We start from the raw sequence: 18,441 nt of genomic DNA, 5'->3' as shown, positions 1-18,441 counted from the left end.
GCCGGATTACAACTTTGTCAGGTTGGCCTGCACCGTCGCCGCCCACGGTATAAAGCTTTCGTTCCATCAAGATGCCTGAGTCGCCCATGAAACTGCTGATTGTCGAAGACCAACCGAAAACCGGCCACTACCTGCGCCAGGGCCTGACCGAGGCCGGTTTCAATACCGAGCTGGTGGCCGATGGCAACACCGGCCAGCAACTGGCGCTAAGCGGCGAATACGCCCTGCTGATTCTCGATGTGATGCTGCCCGGTCGCGACGGCTGGCAGATTCTGCAAGCGGTGCGCGGGGCCGGCCTGGACACGCCGGTCCTGTTTCTGACCGCACGGGATGCCGTGGAAGATAGGGTCCACGGCCTGGAACTCGGCGCCGACGATTACCTGGTCAAACCCTTCGCCTTTTCCGAACTGCTGGCCCGGGTGCGCAGCCTGTTGCGCCGAGGCAGCGCTACGCCCCAGGAAACCAGCCTGCAATTGGCCGACTTGCGGCTGGACTTGATCCGCCGTCGCGTGGAACGCAGCGGCCGGCGCATCGACCTGACCGCCAAGGAATTTTCCCTGCTGGAAATGCTCCTGCGCCGTCAGGGCGAAGTGCTGCCCAAATCGCTGATTGCGTCCCAGGTGTGGGATATGAATTTCGACAGCGACACCAATGTCATCGAGGTCGCCATTCGCCGTTTGCGCCTGAAAATCGACGATGAATTCCCCAATAAACTGATCCACACCGTACGCGGCATGGGTTACGTACTTGAAGAGCGCCTCGCCTGATGCGTCGACTTTCGCTGAGCAGTCGGTTGGCATTGCTGTTTGCAGCGTGCACGGCGGTAGTGTCGCTGTTCGCCGGGGTGCTGTTCAGCCGCGCCAGCGAAGTGCACTTCATTGAGCTCGACCAGCAACTGCTGGATGGCAAGTTGATTGGTTTGCGGCGGGCGCTTCATGACATTCAATCGAGCGACAGCGACGTCAGACTGGCCGATGAGTTGAGCCGCCAAGCCGATCTGTCGCTGCGCATCACCGGCAGCGATGGCAAGCACTGGTATGACAGTTCGGCGAATCTGCCCGACAAACTCCCGCAAAAACCCGGGCTGTCGACGCTCAACAACGACGGCACCGATTACCGCGTCCTCAATGCCCCCTTGTTTACCGACAAGCCCGATTCGCCGCAATTGACCCTGCTGCTGGACATCACCCATCACCAGCATTTCCTGCAACGCATGCAGCATTTGATCTGGTTGACGGTAGGTTTGTCGGCCCTGGCCACCGCGTTGCTCGGAGCCTGGGCAGCCCGCAGCGGCTTGCGGCCGTTACGGCGCATGAGCGCTGTTGCCAGCGGTGTTTCGGCGCAATCGCTCAACGCACGCTTGCCGGCAGAAAACATGCCGCCGGAACTGGCGGAAATGGCCCACCACTTCAACGCCATGCTCGGACGTCTCGACGATTCCTTTCAGCGCCTGTCGGCGTTCTCCGCCGACATCGCCCATGAGTTGCGCACCCCGCTGTCGAACCTGCTGACCCACACCCAGGTCACCCTCACCCGCCCGCGCCCCATCGAGGACTATCGCGAAGCACTGCACAGCAACCTGGAAGAGTTGCAATGGATGGCGCAACTGGTCAACGACATGCTTTATCTGGCGAAAGCGGATCACGGCCTGTTGATGCCCAAGCGCGAACCGCTGGATCTGGCGGAGGAAGTGGATGTCTTGCTGGAGTTTTTCGCGCCGCTGGCCGAAGACGCCCGGGTGAAATTGAGCCGTGACGGCAAGGCCCGCATCGAGGGCGACCGCAGCATGCTGCGACGGGCGCTGTCCAATTTGCTGGACAATGCGTTGCGGTTTACCCCGGTCGATGGCGAGATTCTGATTCGAATCGAGGATCAGCCCAAAGGCTTGAGCCTGATAGTCGAAAATAGCGGTGACGGGATTTCCGAAGACTTGCTGCCGCGGCTGTTTGACCGTTTTTACCGGGCCGATCCGGCGCGTCATGAAGGTAGCAGTGAGCATGCAGGGTTGGGATTGGCGATTACCCAATCGATCATCCGGGCACATGGTGGGCAGATTCGTTGTCAATCGGATCAGGGGTGGACGCGGTTCGTGATCGAGTTACCAAAGGGAGATTGAGGCCGGCAGGTCCGGCCTCATCGCGGGCAAGCCCGCTCCCACAAGGATCGTGCAGCACCTGTGGGAGCGAGCCTGCTCGCGAAAGCGGTCTTGCGGCTTACGAATAGCGCAACGCAGTAGCCGGCTCGATCTTCGCCGCGCGCCAGGCAGGGTAAACGGTGGCCAGAAAGCTCATGATGAACCCCGCCGAGCAGATCAACAGCACATCCCCACCCTGCAATTCAGACGGCAAGTTGCTGACGAAATACACATCGGAACTGAAGATGTGCTGGCCACTGACCCGCTCCACCCAGCCCACCAGTTCACTCACGTTCAGCGCTGCGATCACGCCAAGCACACCACCGATCAGCGTGCCGACAATCCCGATCACCGTGCCCTGGACCATGAAGATCGCCATGATCTGCCGCGGCGTGGCGCCAATGGTGCGCAGGATCGCGATGTCCGCGCCCTTGTCGTTCACCACCATGATCAGGGTTGCGATGATGTTGAACGCCGCAACGGCAACGATCATCAGCAACAACAGGCCGATCATGGTTTTTTCCATCTTCATCGCACTGAACAGGCTGCCCTGGGTGTGGGTCCAGTCGTCAGCCTTGTAAGCCTCGCCCAGGCCGGTGGCAATGGTGCTCGACACCTGTGGCGCGGCGTACAGGTCCTTTACCGCCAGACGCACGCTCTGCACCTGATTCGGCTCCCAGTGCTGCATCTGCGCGGCGTCGGCGACGTGGATCAACGCCATCGAACCGTCCAGTTCGGCACCGACCTTGAACACACCGACCACGTTCAGGCGCTGCATACGCGGGGTAATACCGCCCGGTGCCGTGCTGACTTCCGGCACGATCAGGGTGATCTTGTCGCCGACGTTCAAACGAAAGCGGCGTGCCGTGATTTCGCCGATCACCACACCAAACTCACCCGGCTTCAAGGCATCCAGCCGCCCCTGGACGATGTGCTTGGCCACGATCGACACCTGACCTTCCAGCGCCGGATCGACGCCACTGACCTGGATCGGCTGCATGGTGCCTTTGTAAGACAGCATGCCTTCCATCTCGGTGAACGGCACGGCCGCGGTGACTTCCGGATTCTTCATCGCGGCGGCGGCCACCGGCTGCCAATCATCAATCGGATTGACGCCGACGATGGTCGCGTGCGGCACCATGCCGAGGATGCGCGAACTCATTTCGCGCTGGAAGCCGTTCATCACCGACAGCACCACGATCATCGCCAGTACGCCCAGGGCGAGGCCGATCATCGAGGTCATCGAGATGAAGGAAACAAAGCGATTGCGGCGCTTGGCGCGGGTATAGCGCGTGCCGATAAAGATCGATAACGGTCTGAACATTCGCTGGGGCACCGTATAAAAATAAAAGACCCGACGCCTTCTCAGGCGTCGGGTTTCGACCAATCAGATAGGGGTAAGGCAACCTTCCTGCAGGTGCAGGACGCGATCCATCTGGCGGGCCAGGTTCATGTCATGGGTCACCACCAGGAACGCGGTGCGCATCGAAGTGCTCAGTTCCAGCATCAAATCCTGAATGCCTTGGGCGGTGTGGGAGTCGAGGTTGCCGGTCGGCTCATCGAGCATCACCAGGCCCGGATTGTTCACCAGGGCGCGGGCGATGGCCACGCGCTGGCGTTCACCACCGGACAGCTCCGCCGGCTTGTGCTCCAGGCGATGCCCCAGCCCCACTCGCTCCAGCAATGCGGTAGCACGCTTGCGAGCCTCCGGAATCGCGGTCTTGCCGATCAACAACGGCATGCAGACGTTTTCCAGTGCAGTGAACTCGGGCAACAGGTGGTGGAACTGATACACGAACCCCAAGGCACGGTTACGCAGCAGGCCGCGATTCTTTTCGCTCAGTGCCGAAAGTTCTTCGCCGTCGAGCCAGACGCTGCCCTTGGTTGGCGTATCGAGGCCGCCGAGCAAATTGAGCAAGGTACTTTTGCCCGAACCCGACTTGCCGACAATCGCCACGCGCTCACCCGGGTGCAGCTCCAGCTGCAAACCGGCCAGTACCTCCACCGACTCCGGGCCTTCCTCGTAGGATTTGCCCAGGTTGCGGCAGCTCAAGATTGCTTTATCACTCATGCCCGACTCACTCATAACGTAGCGCCTCCGCAGGCTGGGTGCGCGCGGCACGCCAGGCTGGATACAAGGTGGCGAGGAAACTCAGGACCAACGCCGCGGAGCAGACCATCACGACGTCCTGGCTCTGCACCTGCGACGGCAGGTAATCAATGAAGTACACGTCGGCGTTGAGGAACTTGTGCCCGATCAGACCTTCCAGCGCCGAGATCGCGGCGCTGACATTCAGCGCGGCGAAGATCCCCACCACTGCGCCGATGGCCGTGCCGACCACGCCGATGACCGTACCCTGCACCATGAATGTACGCATGATGGTGCCCGGCGTGGCGCCGAGGGTGCGCAGGATCGCGATGTCGCCCTTCTTGTCGTTCACCACCATCACCAGCGTGGAGATGATGTTGAAGGCGGCGACGGCGACGATCAGCAGTAACAGCAGGCCGATCATGGCCTTTTCCATACGGATTGCCTGATACAGGTTGCCGTGGGTGCGGGTCCAGTCGCGGGCGTAGTAGTGATCCTCACCCAGCTCCCGGGCGATGCTCCACGCAGTGCGCGGCGCCTGGAACAGATCATCGAACTTCAGGCGAATGCCCTGGACCTGATCCGGTTTCCAGCGATGCAAGCGCGCCAGATCCTGAAGATTGGTGATGCCCAGGTAGCCGTCGATTTCGCCGGCGCCGACATGGAAGATGCCGACCACGGTGAAGCGCTTCATGCGCGGGAACATCCCGGCCGGGGTCACGGTGACTTCCGGTGCCACGAATGTCAGCTTGTCACCGACAGCCGCACCGAGCTTGGCCGCCGCCTTGTCGCCGATGACGATGCCGAACTCGCCGGGCTTCAGGTCGTCGAGTTGGCCCTGCTGCATGAAGTGATCGATGATCGAGACCTGGCGCTCCAGCGCCGGGTCGATGGCATTGAGCAGGACTTTGGAAACTTTGCCGTTGTTGGTCAGCAACCCCTGCATCTGGGTGAACGGCGCCACGGCCGTCACCTGCGGGTTCTGCTTGACCTTGGTGGCCAGGCCCTGCCAATCGCTGATCGGCTCACCGGCCTCGATGGTCGCGTGGGGCACCATGCCCAGCACGCGGGTACGCATCTCATGATCGAAGCCGTTCATGACCGACAGCACCACGATCATCACGACCACGCCAAGGGCGAGCCCGATCATCGAAGTCAGGGAAATGAATGACACAAAATGATTGCGACGCTTTGCACGGGTATAACGCGTGCCGATAAATACGAAGAGAGGTCTGAACATGTCGGGGCTTGTTCGGAGGGAAAAGGAACGTCCTTGTGGCGGGGGTCGATAACCAGCTTTACACTCAGACCACCGCCGCTACCATGGGTTCGCCATGTCGACATTAGATGAAGAAGATCGCCGCGAATACTACCGTATCGAGGACACGATCGCACTGGAAATTCGGCCCCTGTCCGCTCTCGAAGCCGCAGGCCAGGAAGTGTTGCAGGATGCTTCCCCACTCTTCAATGTGCTCAGCGAATTGCACCTGAGCGAATTCGAGTCGCAACACCTGTTGCGCCAGATCAGCGAGCGCGACCGAACCCTCTCGGCGTTCCTGAAATCCCAGAACAAGCGCATCGATTTGCTGAGCCAGGTCATCGCCCTCACCGTGCTCGGGCAGATCGGCGAGCCGCAGCCGGTGATCATCTCCGAGGGTGGCATCGAGTTTCAGCACCCCACCCCGATTGCCGCCGGCGCACACCTGTCGGTCAAGCTGGTGCTGATGCCGCAAGCGCTGGGCCTGCTGCTGCGCGCCCGCGTCACCCATTGCGACCGCAAGGGCGATGGTTACGACGTCGGCACCGAGTTCGAGCACCTGACCGATGCCCAGCGACAATTGCTGGCCCGTCATATTTTGCAGAAGCAGGCCCAGGATCGACGCCAGGCCCGCGAACTACTCGAATCAGGCAATTAATTTAAGGAAGAACCGTGACCCTCATCTACGGCCACCGCGGCGCCAAGGGCGAAGCACCGGAAAATACCCTGACCGGTTTTCAGGAATGTCTCAAGCACGGCGTACGCCGCTGTGAACTCGACCTGCACTTGTCCAGTGATGGCGAGCTGATGGTCATTCACGACCCGACGCTCAAGCGCACCACCGACCGGCGCGGCAAGGTGGTGGAACATACCGCGGCCGAACTGGTGACCTACGACGCGCGCAAGGGCGGGCCTGGCTGGATCAAGCCTTGCCCGATTCCAACGCTGGAAGAACTGTTCGAAAAATGCGATTTCGATCACTGGCAACTGGAAGTCAAAAGCGCTTCACGCACCCGCGCCGCGACCACCGTACTGGCCATCCGTGAAATGGTGCAACGGCATGGCTTGCTGGAGAAGGTGACCATCACCTCGAGCTCGCGCGAAGTGCTGAAAGCCGCCGTGGACCTGGTGCCGGATGTGTCCAGGGGACTGGTGGCCGAATACGCCTGGCTCGACCCGCTGAAGGTCGCGGCAAGCTACGGCTGCGAGATTCTGGCGCTGAACTGGACCCTGTGCACGCCGGAACGCCTGCAGAAGGCACAGCGACAGGGGCTGCATGTGTCGGTGTGGACAGTCAACGAGCCCGCGCTGATGCGCAGACTCGCCGACTTCGGCGTTGACAGCCTGATTACAGACTTTCCCGGTTTGGCCACTGCCACGCTCGAGAATTGCTGAAATCGGTCTCCCCGGCCGGCTCAGGCCACCGGCCGGAGCCACTCAAAAAAGCCGGTTGAGGCCGTCGTATGCCGCGACCCGATAGGCTTCGGCCATGGTCGGGTAGTTGAACGTGGTGTTGACGAAGTACTTCAGGGTATTGAGTTCGCCCGGCTGGTTCATGATCGCCTGGCCGATGTGCACGATCTCCGACGCCTGATAACCGAAGCAGTGCACGCCCAGTACTTCCAGGGTTTCGCGGTGGAACAGAATCTTCAGCATGCCTTGCGGCTCGCCGGCGATCTGCGCACGCGCCATGCTCTTGAAGAACGCCTTGCCCACTTCATAAGGCACTTTGGCCTGGGTCAGCTCCTGCTCGTTCTTGCCGATCGAGCTGATCTCCGGAATGGTGTAGATGCCGGTCGGCACGTCATTCACAAAGCGCCAGCTGCCGTTATCGACGATGCTGCCGGCGGCCGAACGACCCTGGTCATGGGCGGCACTGGCCAGACTTGGCCAGCCGATCACATCGCCTGCACCGTAGATATTCTGAATACCGGTGCGGTAAGCCTCGTCGACTTCGATCTGGCCACGGCTGTTGACCTTCACGCCGATGTTCTCCAGACCCAACTGATCAGTGTTGCCGGTGCGGCCATTACACCAGAGCAGGGCGTCGGCCTTGATCTTCTTGCCGGACTTCAGATGCAGGATCACGCCGTTGTCCACGCCTTCGACGCGGTCGTAGTCTTCGTTGTGGCGAACGGTGATGTTGTTGTTGCTGAAGTGGTAGCTCAGGGCCTGGGAAATTTCCGAGTCGAGGAAGCTCAGCAGTTGCCCACGGTTGTCCACCAATTCAACCAATACACCCAGACCGCTGAAGATCGAGGCGTATTCGCAACCGATCACGCCGGCGCCGTAAACGATGAGTTTACGCGGGGTGTGGCCGAGGCTGAGGATGGTGTCGCTATCGTAGATACGCGGGTGGTGGAAATCGATGTCGGCTGGACGATACGGACGCGAGCCGGTGGCGATGATGATGTGCTTGGCCACCAGTTTTTCGACCACGCCATTGGCGCAGACCACTTCGACGGTTTGCTCGTCGGCAAAGCTGCCGGTGCCGAAAAACACGTCGACGCGGTTACGGGCGTAGTAACCGGTGCGCGAAGCGACTTGTTTGGAGATGACTTTTTCAGCGCTTTTCAGCACGTCCGGAAACGAGAACCAGCGCGGCTCACCAATGGCCCGGAACATCGGGTTGGTGTTGAACTGCATGATCTGCCGGACCGAGTGACGCAGTGCCTTGGACGGGATGGTACCCAGGTGGGTGCAGTTACCGCCGACCTGGCGACGGCTATCGACCATCGCCACCTTGCGCCCTGCTTTGGCGGCGTTCATTGCCGCGCCCTCTCCCGCCGGGCCGGAACCCAGCACCACCACGTCGTAGTTGTAGACAGCCATGCGTACTCCTCAGAACAGGCCGTGGCGCCATCGGCACCTGCGGCTAAATCACGCCGATCTGTGGCGTGAAGGAACAATTTGGGGCCAGTGCAGAACCCGGACACAGTCTATAGAAGCGTCAACGCCGCGCACATTAACCCTTGGTCGCGTCGTAGGCTACTTTCGCCTGCACCAGAACACCAGTTTTCAATGCTTTAACACCGCAATCACTCGGTTTCCCCGCCGCTGAGGCGTGCAAAAGCGTGACTGGTGCGTGTGACGAAACCTGTATCGGCACGAATCACAAAAAATGCGCCGATATCATGTTTTTCTGCGTAATCCCAACCGCGCTCCGGGCCGAGAATCAGCAACAGCGTCGATAAGCCATCGGCCATTAACGCAGAAGGATGAATCACCGTGACCGAGGCCAGCGTGTGTGAGACCGGTGCACCGATCCGGGCATCGAAGGTATGGGAATAACGCTGCCCACCCTGCTGGAAATAATTGCGGTAGTCGCCGGAGGTGGACAGGCCATAACCGTCGATGGCAACGATGCGCTCGGCCACTTGCTGATCGTCGCGAGGCGCCTCCAGGGCAATGCGCCACGGCGAGCCATCGAGCTTCTTGCCGGCCGCCTTGAGCTCACCGGTGGCTTCGGCGAGGTAATTGTGAATGCCCAATGCTTCGAGCCTGGCGGCGATCCTGTCGACCGCATAACCGGCGGCAACGCTGTTGAAATCGACTTCGACGGCGGCATCCTTGCACAGCTGATCGCCATCGATACGCAAATGTGAGTGACTCACTCGCTGCCGTACTTCGGCAAGCGCTTCGGCAGTCGGGACTTTTTCCTCGCGAGCCTGAGGGCCGAAGCCCCAGAGATTGAGCAGCGGCTCCACGGTCAAATCGAACGCCCCTTCGCTTTGTTCCGACAACCGCTCGCCAACGCGGACCAATTCGAGGATCGACGCGGGCATTTTCTGACAACGGTTGGCGGGTAACTGGTTAAAGCGGGCGATGTCGGAGTCGCTGCGGTAAGTCGACATTTGCCGGTCGATTTCAGTCAGGATTTTTTCGACTTCGACCTGGACTTGTGCAGGAGCGGGAAGACCGGCGTGGCGTACGTACTTGATTGAGTACGTGCTGCCCATGGTCGGACCGCCGAAAGCCCCCAGGGAGTCGCTGTTGTCGCAGCCTGAGAGGATGCCAGCCAACGCTACTATTCCAAACAGCCGCCAGTTCAACGAACCCCCTCCCATGGAACAACCCCGGCACAACGCCAATTCCGGCCATTATGCGATAGAAAGGTGGGAGCGAGCCTGGGAAAGCGGTGTATCAGACACCCTCACGCCGGCTGAGATTCCCCCTTCGCGAGCAGGCTCGCTCCCACATGGGACCTGCGGCGCACACATATCCCTGCGGGAGCGAGCCTGCTCGCGAAGAGGCCGGACCAGACAACACACTCGTGACTCCATCGCACAAACAAAAACGCCCCGACCAAAGTCGGGGCGTTTTCATGTGCAGCTAAGGCTTAGCGCGGGAATGCTGGCGGGTTTACACCGGCCATGTCTTCCATCACGCGAACCACCTGGCAGCTGTAACCGAATTCGTTGTCGTACCAGACGTACAGAACAACGCGGTTATCTTGAGTGATGGTCGCCTCGGCATCCACAACGCCAGCGTGGCGCGAGCCAACGAAGTCGGTGGAAACCACTTCCTGCGAGCTGACATAGTCGATCTGCTTGTGCAGATCCGAGTGCATGGCCATCTGGCGCAGGTACTCGTTGATTTCTTCGCGGGTGGTGGCCTTTTCCAGGTTCAGGTTCAGGATGGCCATCGACACGTTCGGCGTAGGTACGCGAATCGCGTTGCCGGTCAGCTTGCCCTTGAGCACTGGCAGTGCCTTGGCGGCTGCGGTGGCGGCACCGGTCTCGGTGATCACCATGTTCAGCGGCGCGGCGCGGCCACGACGGCTGCCCTTGTGGAAGTTGTCGATCAGGTTCTGGTCGTTGGTGAACGAGTGAACGGTTTCGACGTGGCCGTTGACGATGCCGTACTTGTCGTTGACTGCCTTGAGCACCGGCACGATGGCGTTGGTGGTGCAGGAAGCCGCCGAGATGATCTTGTCGTCCGGGGTGATTTCGCCATGGTTGATGCCGTGAACGATGTTCTTCAGCGCGCCCTTGCCAGGTGCGGTGAGGATTACGCGGGCAGCGCCCGGGCAGGCCAGGTGCTGGCCCAGGCCATCAGCATCACGCCATACACCGGTGTTGTCGACGATCAGAGCGTTTTCGATGCCGTACTGGGTGTAGTCGACTTCGGTCGGGCTCTTGGCGTAGATAACCTGGATCAGGTTGCCGTTGGCGGTGATGGTGTTGTTGGCTTCATCAATGGTAATGGTGCCATCGAACGGACCATGGACCGAGTCACGACGCAGCAGGCTGGCGCGTTTGACCAGATCGTTCTCGGCGCCCTTGCGGACGACAATGGCGCGCAGACGCAGGCCGTCGCCACCACCGGTTTTCTCGATCAGGATGCGCGCCAGCAGACGGCCGATACGACCGAAGCCGTAGAGGACAACGTCGGTGCCTTTGCGGCCGGAAGCGTTCTGCTGACCCACCACGTCGGCCAGTTCTTCACGGACGAACTGCTCGGCAGTACGGCCATTGGCTTCAGCCTTGAATTTGGCCGCCAGCTTGCCCAGGTCTACCGAAGCGGCGCCGAGCTTGAGCTCGCTCATCGCCTTGAGCAGCGGGAATGTTTCGTGGACGGACAGCTCGCTGTCGTCGGACTGACGGTGACGAGCAAAGCGGTGAGCTTTGAGAATCGCAATGACTGAACGATTGATCAGGCTGCGGCCATAGATCGAGCTCACCACGTTGTTATTGCGGTAGAGCTGACCGATAAGCGGAATCATCGCTTCTGCGAGTGCTTCACGGTCGATCCATTCACCAAGACACTGGTCGGGCTTCTGAGTCACGGGAACCTTCCACATGTAGGGGCAGAAAAAAGGGGCTACATTATGCCGCCCTGTGCTTCACGTAGCAATGCGCGCTTGTCGCACCGCCCGTAACAAATTCCTGTTCAAAAAAATTACGCTCCGCTGAAGCCCAATAAAACCGGGGCCTCCAGCATCGTCAATTTTTTGGGGGCAGCGCTACCTTGTCCGTAACCATCCGTAACACCGCTTCGTTTTGCCACTACATACTCGCTTATTTTCACGAATAAACGGCCCGATTTTGTCATTACCACTACATTTCGCTCCACCCGCGTAATAGACACATCTGCAACTGACAGCCGGCACCCGAGACCGCTACAATTACCGACTTTGTCGCAACGCTTGGAGCTCAACCTTCCGTGCCCGTTCTGCGTCTACCGCATCTCCCTGCCGCGGCAGGTAAACAGCATTGGGGCAACCTGCCCGGTGCTTCCCTGAGCCTGGCCATCGCCGAGGCCGCCAGCGCTGCCAAGCGCTTTACCCTGCTGCTGACCGCCGACAGCCAAAGTGCCGAACGGCTGGAACAGGAGCTGAGTTTCTTCGCCCCGGATTTGCCTGTGCTGCATTTCCCCGACTGGGAAACCCTGCCCTATGATCTGTTCTCGCCGCACCAGGACATCATTTCCCAGCGCATCTCGGCTCTTTATCGATTGCCGGAGCTGAGTCATGGCGTATTGGTGGTGCCCATCACCACCGCCCTGCACCGCCTCGCGCCGACCAAATTCCTGCTCGGCAGCAGCCTGGTGCTGGATGTCGGCCAGAAGCTCGATGTCGAGCAGATGCGCACCCGGCTGGAAGCCACCGGTTATCGTTATGTCGACACCGTGTACGAGCACGGCGAATTCACCGTACGTGGTTCGCTGATCGATCTGTTCCCGATGGGCAGCAAGTTGCCTTATCGCATCGACCTGTTCGACGACGAAATCGAGACCCTGCGCACCTTCGATCCGGAAAACCAGCGCTCCATCGACAAGGTCGATTCGGTCAAGCTGCTGCCCGCCAAGGAATTCCCGCTGGAGAAAGAAGCCGTCACTCGCTTCAAGGCGCGGTTTCGCGAGCGCTTCGATGTCGACTTCCGTCGCTGCCCGATCTTCCAGGACTTGAACAGCGGGATTACCCCGGCCGGTATCGAGTACTACCTGCCTTTGTTCTTCGAGGAAACCTCGACGCTGTTCGATTACCTGCCTCAAGACACCCAAGTGTTCTCGCTGCCGGGTATCGAACAGGCTGCGGAAAACTTCTGGAACGACGTGCGCAATCGCTACGAAGAACGTCGCGTCGATCCCTCCCGTCCTTTATTGCCGCCCGCCGAGCTGTTCCTGCCGGTGGAAGACTGCTTCGCACGCCTGAAAAACTGGCCGCGTGTGGTGGCCAGCCAACAGGACGTGGAAACCGGCGTCGGCCGTGAGCGCTTCCCCGCGCGGGAACTGCCGAACCTGGCCATCGAAGCCAAGGCCACCCAGCCACTGGCGGCGCTCTCGGGTTTCCTCGACGAGTTCCCCGGGCGCGTGCTGTTCACCGCCGAATCCGCGGGCCGGCGCGAAGTATTGCTGGAGCTGCTGGAACGCCTGAAACTGCGGCCGAAGACCGTCGATAGCTGGCCGGATTTTGTCGCCGGCAAAGAGCGCCTGGCGATCACCATTGCGCCACTGGATGAAGGCTTGCTGCTGGATGATCCAGCCTTGGCACTGGTTGCCGAAAGCCCGTTGTTCGGTCAGCGCGTGATGCAACGCCGTCGCCGCGAGAAACGCGCCGATGCCAACAACGACGCCGTCATCAAGAACCTCACCGAGCTGCGCGAAGGCGCACCGGTGGTGCATATCGATCACGGTGTCGGTCGCTACCTTGGCCTCGCGACACTGGAAATCGACAATCAGGCCGCCGAGTTCCTCGCCCTGGAGTACGCCGAGGGCGCCAAACTGTACGTGCCGGTGGCCAACCTGCATTTGATCGCCCGCTACACCGGCAGCGACGACGCATTGGCACCGCTGCACCGCCTCGGCTCCGAGACCTGGCAGAAAGCCAAGCGCAAGGCCGCCGAACAGGTGCGCGACGTGGCAGCGGAACTGCTCGACATCTATGCGCGCCGTGCTGCCCGCGAAGGCTATGCCTTTGCCGATCCGAAAGCCGATTACGCCACCTTCAGTGCCGGCTTCCCGTTCGAAGAAACCCCCGACCAGCAAACCACCATCGAAGCCGTGCGCGAAGACATGCTCGCTCCGAAGCCGATGGATCGCCTGGTGTGCGGCGACGTGGGCTTCGGCAAGACCGAAGTGGCGATGCGCGCGGCGTTCATCGCCGTGCATGGCGGTCGCCAAGTGGCGATTCTGGTGCCGACCACCCTGCTCGCCCAACAACACTACAACAGCTTCCGCGACCGCTTTGCCGACTGGCCGGTGACCGTGGAAGTGATGAGCCGCTTCAAGTCGGCCAAGGAAGTGAACGCCGCGGTCGCGGATCTTGCCGAAGGCAAGATCGACATCGTCATCGGCACGCACAAGCTGCTGCAGGACGACGTGAAGATCAAAAACCTCGGTCTGGTGATCATCGACGAAGAACACCGTTTCGGCGTGCGCCAGAAAGAACAGCTCAAGGCATTGCGCAGCGAAGTCGACATTCTCACCCTGACCGCCACGCCGATTCCGCGCACGCTGAACATGGCGGTGTCGGGCATGCGTGACCTGTCGATCATTGCCACGCCGCCGGCCCGTCGTCTGTCCGTGCGGACCTTCGTCATGGAGCAGAACAAGAGTACGGTCAAGGAAGCCCTGCTTCGCGAGCTGCTGCGCGGCGGCCAGGTGTACTACCTGCACAACGACGTGAAGACCATCGAGAAGTGCGCCGCCGACCTCGCCGAACTGGTGCCGGAAGCGCGGATCGGCATCGGCCACGGCCAGATGCGCGAACGCGAACTCGAACAGGTGATGAGCGACTTCTACCACAAGCGCTTCAACGTGCTGATCGCCTCGACCATCATCGAGACCGGCATCGACGTGCCGAGCGCCAACACCATCATCATCGAGCGTGCCGACAAATTCGGCCTGGCGCAGTTGCACCAGCTGCGCGGTCGGGTCGGACGCAGTCACCACCAGGCCTACGCGTATCTGCTGACACCGCCGCGCCAGCAAATCACCCCGGACGCGGAAAAGCGCCTGGAAGCGATCGCCAACACCCAGGACCTCGGCGCAGGTTTCGTCCTCGCCACCAACGACCTGGAAATCCGTGGTGCCGGCGAACTGCTCGGCGATGGCCAAAGCGGGCAGATCCAGGCCGTCGGTTTCACGCTGTACATGGAAATGCTCGAACGTGCGGTGAAGTCGATCCGCAAGGGTGAACAGCCGAACCTCGATCAACCGTTGGGCGGTGGTCCGGAAGTCAACTTGCGCGTACCGGCGTTGATTCCCGAAGACTACCTGCCGGACGTTCATGCACGCCTGATTCTCTACAAACGCATCGCTTCGGCCACCGACGAGGATGGCCTCAAGGATCTGCAGGTGGAGATGATCGACCGTTTCGGCCTGCTGCCGGAGCCGACCAAGAACCTGATACGCATCACCGCCCTGAAATTGCAGGCCGAGCTGTTGGGCATCAAGAAAGTCGACGGCGGCCCACAAGGCGGTCGGGTCGAGTTCGCGGCGCAAACACCGGTCGACCCGCTGACCCTGATCAAACTGATCCAGAGCCAGCCAAAACGCTACAAATTCGAAGGTGCCACGATGTTCAAATTCATGGTCCCGATGGAGCGCCCGGAAGAGCGCTTTAATACTGTAGAGGCGCTGTTTGAGCGCCTCATTCCGAAAACTGCTTGAAGGACGCCGCATGCGCCTGTTTCGCTCACTGACCCTGTTGTTAACGCTGGTCGCCCCCTCGGTGTTTGCCGATGATCTGTATCAGATTGAAATGATTCTGGTGCGGCAGAATGCCGTGCCGGCGATTGTCACCCGTTCCGCACCGGAAGACTGGGACGCCGGCGCCCAACACATCAATCCCGACAGCCTGCGCACCCCAAGCCTTAACGATGAAGTGGAAAAGCTGACCACCAGCAATGAATACACGGTATTGCTGCACAAGGCCTGGCAACAGAACCTTGGCGAGGAAGCCACCAAAGTCGCGATCAGCGAGGGCAAGGAACAATTCGGCCAATTCCCTATCGAGGGCACTCTGAGCATCAAGCTGGGGCGTTTCACCGATGTCGACGCCGACTTCTGGGTCAACCAGATCAACACCGACGGCCTGGTCACCGCCAGTGAACGCTTGAAAACAGAAAGCCATACCAAAAACGGGCAGTTGAACTTCCTCGATGCCGGCCATCTTGGCCTGCTGATCAAGATCACCTCGTTGACCGCCCCTGCGCCACGGCCAGCTCCCGAAGAAATTCCGGACTGACTAACTCCCTATGGCCGCGACCCTGAGCAAACCCCTGGCACCTTCCTGGGTCAGCCGATTCAAGGAACAGAGCCTGGAGCGTGGCCGCCGCTACGCGCTGGAGAACCGCGTCAGGATCGTCGAGGCCGGCGACGCTACGATCATTGCGGCCTGCGAAGGCTCTGGCGGTAACGTTTACCGTCAGACCATTCGCTTGCGGGAGTCAGCCAAAGGCACTTTGCTGATGATCGACGCCACCTGCACGTGCCCGGTCCACAGCAACTGCAAACATTGCGCGGCGGTCTTGCTGCAAGTGCAGGAAACCCTCGACTACCCCGCGGCGGCCAAAGACGCCGAGCTTCTGGAAAAACTCCAGGCTGTGCTGGAAAACCGTAGCCCCAAGGCTCCACCACAAGTGCTGGTGGACAACGTGCAACCGGTTCCGCGCCTGTGGCTGGCGAGCATCGAGTTCAGTGCCTTCGAACCGCGCAATGGCCGGATGCAGCGCTATATCCAGCACCGTGCGGCGTTGTCCTTCAGCTATCTGGATGAGTACGTATCCGGGCAGAAAAACGCCGACATCCTGATTCGTCAGGAGACCCAGACGCTGCGGATAAAACGCCACCCGGAAGTGGAACAGTCCTACAGGGAACAGTTACGCATCCTCGGCTTCAAGATCGCCACCCGCCAAAGCAAGGCCTTGCCGGAAAGTGCTGGCGAACTGTTCGAGATGGTCAACGACAGCGCCTGGCTGACCTTCACCCTCAATGAACTGCCGAAGCTGCGCACCCAGGGCTGGGAATTGCAGATCAACGAGGACTTCGGCTTCGACCTGACGGCAGTGGATGACTGGTATGCCACAGTCGAACAGGCGCCCGAGCGCGACTGGTTCGATCTGGAACTGGGGATCATCGTCAACGGTGAGCGCCTGAGCCTGTTGCCGATCCTGCTGAACCTGATGCGGTCACACACCGAAATCCTCAATCCGGAACGCCTGGCCCGACGTCGTGACGACGAGCTGATTCTGGTGAACATTCCCAATCGACCGAATTCCGAGTACGGCCCCCTGCAAGTCGCCCTGCCCTTCGGCCGCTTGAAACCAGTGCTGGCGACCCTCGGCGAGTTCTATCTGCAAGAGCCGGGCGAAACCACGCTGCGCCTGAGCAAGGCCGACGCCACGCGCCTGAATCCGCTGGAGGACTTACCACTGTTGTGGGAGGGCGGCGAACAGATCCGCACCTTTGCCCAACGCCTGCGCGACATCAAGGATTACACCGCCAGTGTCCCGGAAGGCTTGAACGCAACGCTGCGCCCCTATCAGCTGGAAGGCCTGAGCTGGATGCAGTCGTTGCGGCAGCTGGAGGTCGGCGGGATTCTCGCGGACGACATGGGCCTGGGTAAAACCCTGCAAACCCTGGCGCACGTGCTCAGCGAGAAAAACGCCGGACGTCTCGACCGCCCGTGCATGGTCGTGATGCCCACCAGCCTGATCCCCAACTGGCTCGATGAAGCAGCGCACTTCACGCCGCAGCTCAAAGTGCTGGCGTTGTATGGCGCCAGTCGCAAAAAGCATTTCGAGAACCTGGCGGATTACGACCTGATCCTGACCACCTACGCGTTGCTGCCCAAGGATGTCGAACGCCTGGCGGCGCAGCCGCTGCATGTCCTGGTACTGGATGAAGCGCAATACATCAAGAACCCGAACAGCAAGGCCGCCCATGCCGCCCGCGAGCTGAACGCCCGCCAGCGTCTGTGCCTGAGCGGCACGCCGCTGGAAAACCACTTGGGCGAACTGTGGTCGCTGTTTCACTTCCTCCTGCCAGGCTGGCTTGGCGATGTGAAGAGCTTCAACCGCGATTACCGCGTGCCGATTGAAAAGCGCACCAGCGAGGTACGACTTCAGCACCTCAACGGTCGGATCAAACCTTTTCTGTTGCGTCGGACCAAAGAGCAGGTGGCCACCGAGCTGCCGCCGAAAACCGAGATCATTCACTGGGTCGAACTCAACGAGGCCCAGCGCGATGTATACGAAACCATGCGCCTGGCCATGGACAAGAAAGTCCGCGACGAGATCACCCGCAAGGGCGTCGCGCGCAGCCAGATCATCATCCTTGAGGCGCTGCTGAAACTGCGTCAGGTGTGCTGCGATTTGCGCCTGGTCAACGACGCTGCGCTGCCGACTCGCGGTAGCACGTCAGGCAAACTCGACAGCCTGATGGAAATGCTCGAAGAGTTGTTCGAAGAGGGCCGCCGAATCCTGCTGTTCTCGCAATTCACTTCAATGCTGTCGTTGATTGAAGACGAGCTGAACAAACGCGGTGTTGCCTACGCCTTGTTGACCGGACAGACCCGCGATCGGCGCACGCCGGTGAAGGACTTCCAAAGCGGCAAACGTCAGATCTTTCTGATCAGCCTGAAGGCAGGTGGCGTCGGCTTGAACCTGACGGAAGCAGACACTGTCATTCACTACGACCCGTGGTGGAACCCGGCGACAGAGAACCAGGCGACCGACCGCGCTTATCGCATTGGCCAGGAAAAACCGGTGTTCGTCTACAAGCTGATCGCGCGAGGTACGGTGGAAGAGAAGATTCAGCATCTGCAGAAAGAAAAATCCGACCTCGCGGCCGGTGTGCTGGATGGGCGCCAGGCCGGGGACTGGAAACTGCAGAGCGATGATATCGAGGCGTTGTTTGCGCCTTTGCCGGACAAGCTGGAGAAGCGCTGAAATTGGCTTCGCCTGATAGATCGCTTTCGCGAGCAGGCTCGCTCCCACAGGCTGATCAGCGTTC

At 60.5% G+C, this 18,441-nt stretch carries 13 protein-coding genes; 7 read left to right on the top strand and 6 right to left on the bottom strand.

Annotation, left to right across the window (positions count from 1 at the left end; genetic code table 11):
• Nucleotides 1-86 precede the first annotated feature (86 nt).
• Together ACW9HW_RS02810 and ACW9HW_RS02805 are read left to right on the top strand one after the other, a co-directional pair.
• Nucleotides 87-767 (top strand): heavy metal response regulator transcription factor, encoded by a 681-nt coding sequence (locus ACW9HW_RS02810; RefSeq protein WP_095196987.1) that lies wholly within the window; start codon nucleotides 87-89, stop codon nucleotides 765-767.
• Nucleotides 767-2,116 carry a heavy metal sensor histidine kinase gene (locus tag ACW9HW_RS02805; RefSeq protein WP_457398158.1) on the top strand — a complete coding sequence of 450 codons (1,350 nt, stop codon included), beginning with the start codon at nucleotides 767-769 and terminating at the stop codon, nucleotides 2,114-2,116. The genes ACW9HW_RS02810 and ACW9HW_RS02805 overlap by 1 nt, the downstream gene beginning before the upstream one ends.
• Before the next feature lie 97 nt (nucleotides 2,117-2,213).
• Here ACW9HW_RS02805 and ACW9HW_RS02800 read toward each other — a convergent pair whose 3' ends face one another.
• The 3 genes from ACW9HW_RS02800 to ACW9HW_RS02790 all read right to left on the bottom strand — a co-directional run bounded on the left by ACW9HW_RS02800 (nucleotide 2,214) and on the right by ACW9HW_RS02790 (nucleotide 5,463).
• A complete protein-coding gene (locus ACW9HW_RS02800) occupies nucleotides 2,214-3,458 on the bottom strand; it encodes a lipoprotein-releasing ABC transporter permease subunit (RefSeq protein ID WP_095196989.1) in 1,245 nt (414 codons plus the stop codon).
• A 63-nt stretch (nucleotides 3,459-3,521) separates the two neighbouring features.
• The gene (gene lolD / locus ACW9HW_RS02795; RefSeq protein ID WP_457398155.1) at nucleotides 3,522-4,205 is read right to left on the bottom strand and encodes a lipoprotein-releasing ABC transporter ATP-binding protein LolD; all 684 of its coding nucleotides are present in this window, start codon (nucleotides 4,203-4,205) and stop codon (nucleotides 3,522-3,524) included.
• 7 nt (nucleotides 4,206-4,212) lie between these two features.
• On the bottom strand, nucleotides 4,213-5,463 hold the full coding sequence (locus ACW9HW_RS02790) for a lipoprotein-releasing ABC transporter permease subunit (RefSeq protein ID WP_457398152.1): 1,251 nt from the start codon (nucleotides 5,461-5,463) through the stop codon (nucleotides 4,213-4,215).
• Between the two features lie 94 nt (nucleotides 5,464-5,557).
• Here ACW9HW_RS02790 and ACW9HW_RS02785 point away from each other — a divergent pair, with 94 nt between their 5' ends.
• The gene (locus ACW9HW_RS02785) at nucleotides 5,558-6,139 is read left to right on the top strand and encodes a PilZ domain-containing protein (RefSeq protein WP_095196992.1); all 582 of its coding nucleotides are present in this window, start codon (nucleotides 5,558-5,560) and stop codon (nucleotides 6,137-6,139) included.
• A gap of 14 nt (nucleotides 6,140-6,153) precedes the next feature.
• On the top strand, nucleotides 6,154-6,876 hold the full coding sequence (locus ACW9HW_RS02780) for a glycerophosphodiester phosphodiesterase (RefSeq protein WP_095196993.1): 723 nt from the start codon (nucleotides 6,154-6,156) through the stop codon (nucleotides 6,874-6,876).
• A 42-nt stretch (nucleotides 6,877-6,918) separates the two neighbouring features.
• On the opposite strand, the gene sthA is transcribed toward ACW9HW_RS02780, so the two are convergent.
• The 3 genes from sthA to ACW9HW_RS02765 form a co-directional block, all read right to left on the bottom strand.
• Nucleotides 6,919-8,313, bottom strand: a complete 1,395-nt coding sequence (gene sthA / locus ACW9HW_RS02775) for a Si-specific NAD(P)(+) transhydrogenase (RefSeq protein WP_095196994.1) — start codon at nucleotides 8,311-8,313, stop codon at nucleotides 6,919-6,921.
• 206 nt (nucleotides 8,314-8,519) lie between these two features.
• The gene (locus ACW9HW_RS02770) at nucleotides 8,520-9,548 is read right to left on the bottom strand and encodes an FAD:protein FMN transferase (RefSeq protein ID WP_457398147.1); all 1,029 of its coding nucleotides are present in this window, start codon (nucleotides 9,546-9,548) and stop codon (nucleotides 8,520-8,522) included.
• 272 nt (nucleotides 9,549-9,820) lie between these two features.
• Entirely contained in the window at nucleotides 9,821-11,284 is a 1,464-nt protein-coding gene (locus tag ACW9HW_RS02765; RefSeq protein WP_095196996.1) for a glyceraldehyde-3-phosphate dehydrogenase, read from the bottom strand.
• Nucleotides 11,285-11,646: 362 nt separating this feature from the next.
• On the opposite strand from ACW9HW_RS02765, the gene mfd reads away from it, so the two are divergent.
• Genes mfd through ACW9HW_RS02750 form a run of 3 tightly spaced genes read left to right on the top strand, consistent with a single transcriptional unit; the run spans nucleotide 11,647 to nucleotide 18,377 of the window.
• Nucleotides 11,647-15,096 carry a transcription-repair coupling factor gene (mfd, locus tag ACW9HW_RS02760; protein WP_095196997.1) on the top strand — a complete coding sequence of 1,150 codons (3,450 nt, stop codon included), beginning with the start codon at nucleotides 11,647-11,649 and terminating at the stop codon, nucleotides 15,094-15,096.
• A gap of 10 nt (nucleotides 15,097-15,106) precedes the next feature.
• Complete coding sequence (locus ACW9HW_RS02755) at nucleotides 15,107-15,673, top strand: CsiV family protein (RefSeq protein WP_095196998.1); 567 nt, start codon at nucleotides 15,107-15,109, stop codon at nucleotides 15,671-15,673.
• A gap of 10 nt (nucleotides 15,674-15,683) precedes the next feature.
• Nucleotides 15,684-18,377, top strand: coding sequence for a DEAD/DEAH box helicase (locus ACW9HW_RS02750; RefSeq protein WP_095196999.1), 2,694 nt, complete (start codon nucleotides 15,684-15,686; stop codon nucleotides 18,375-18,377).
• Nucleotides 18,378-18,441: the final 64 nt, after the last annotated feature.

It is taken from the genome of Pseudomonas sp. SDO5532_S415 (assembly GCF_054071155.1).
The sequence above is the reverse complement of the archived record's forward strand: the minus strand, read 5'-3'. Positions and strand labels throughout refer to the sequence as shown.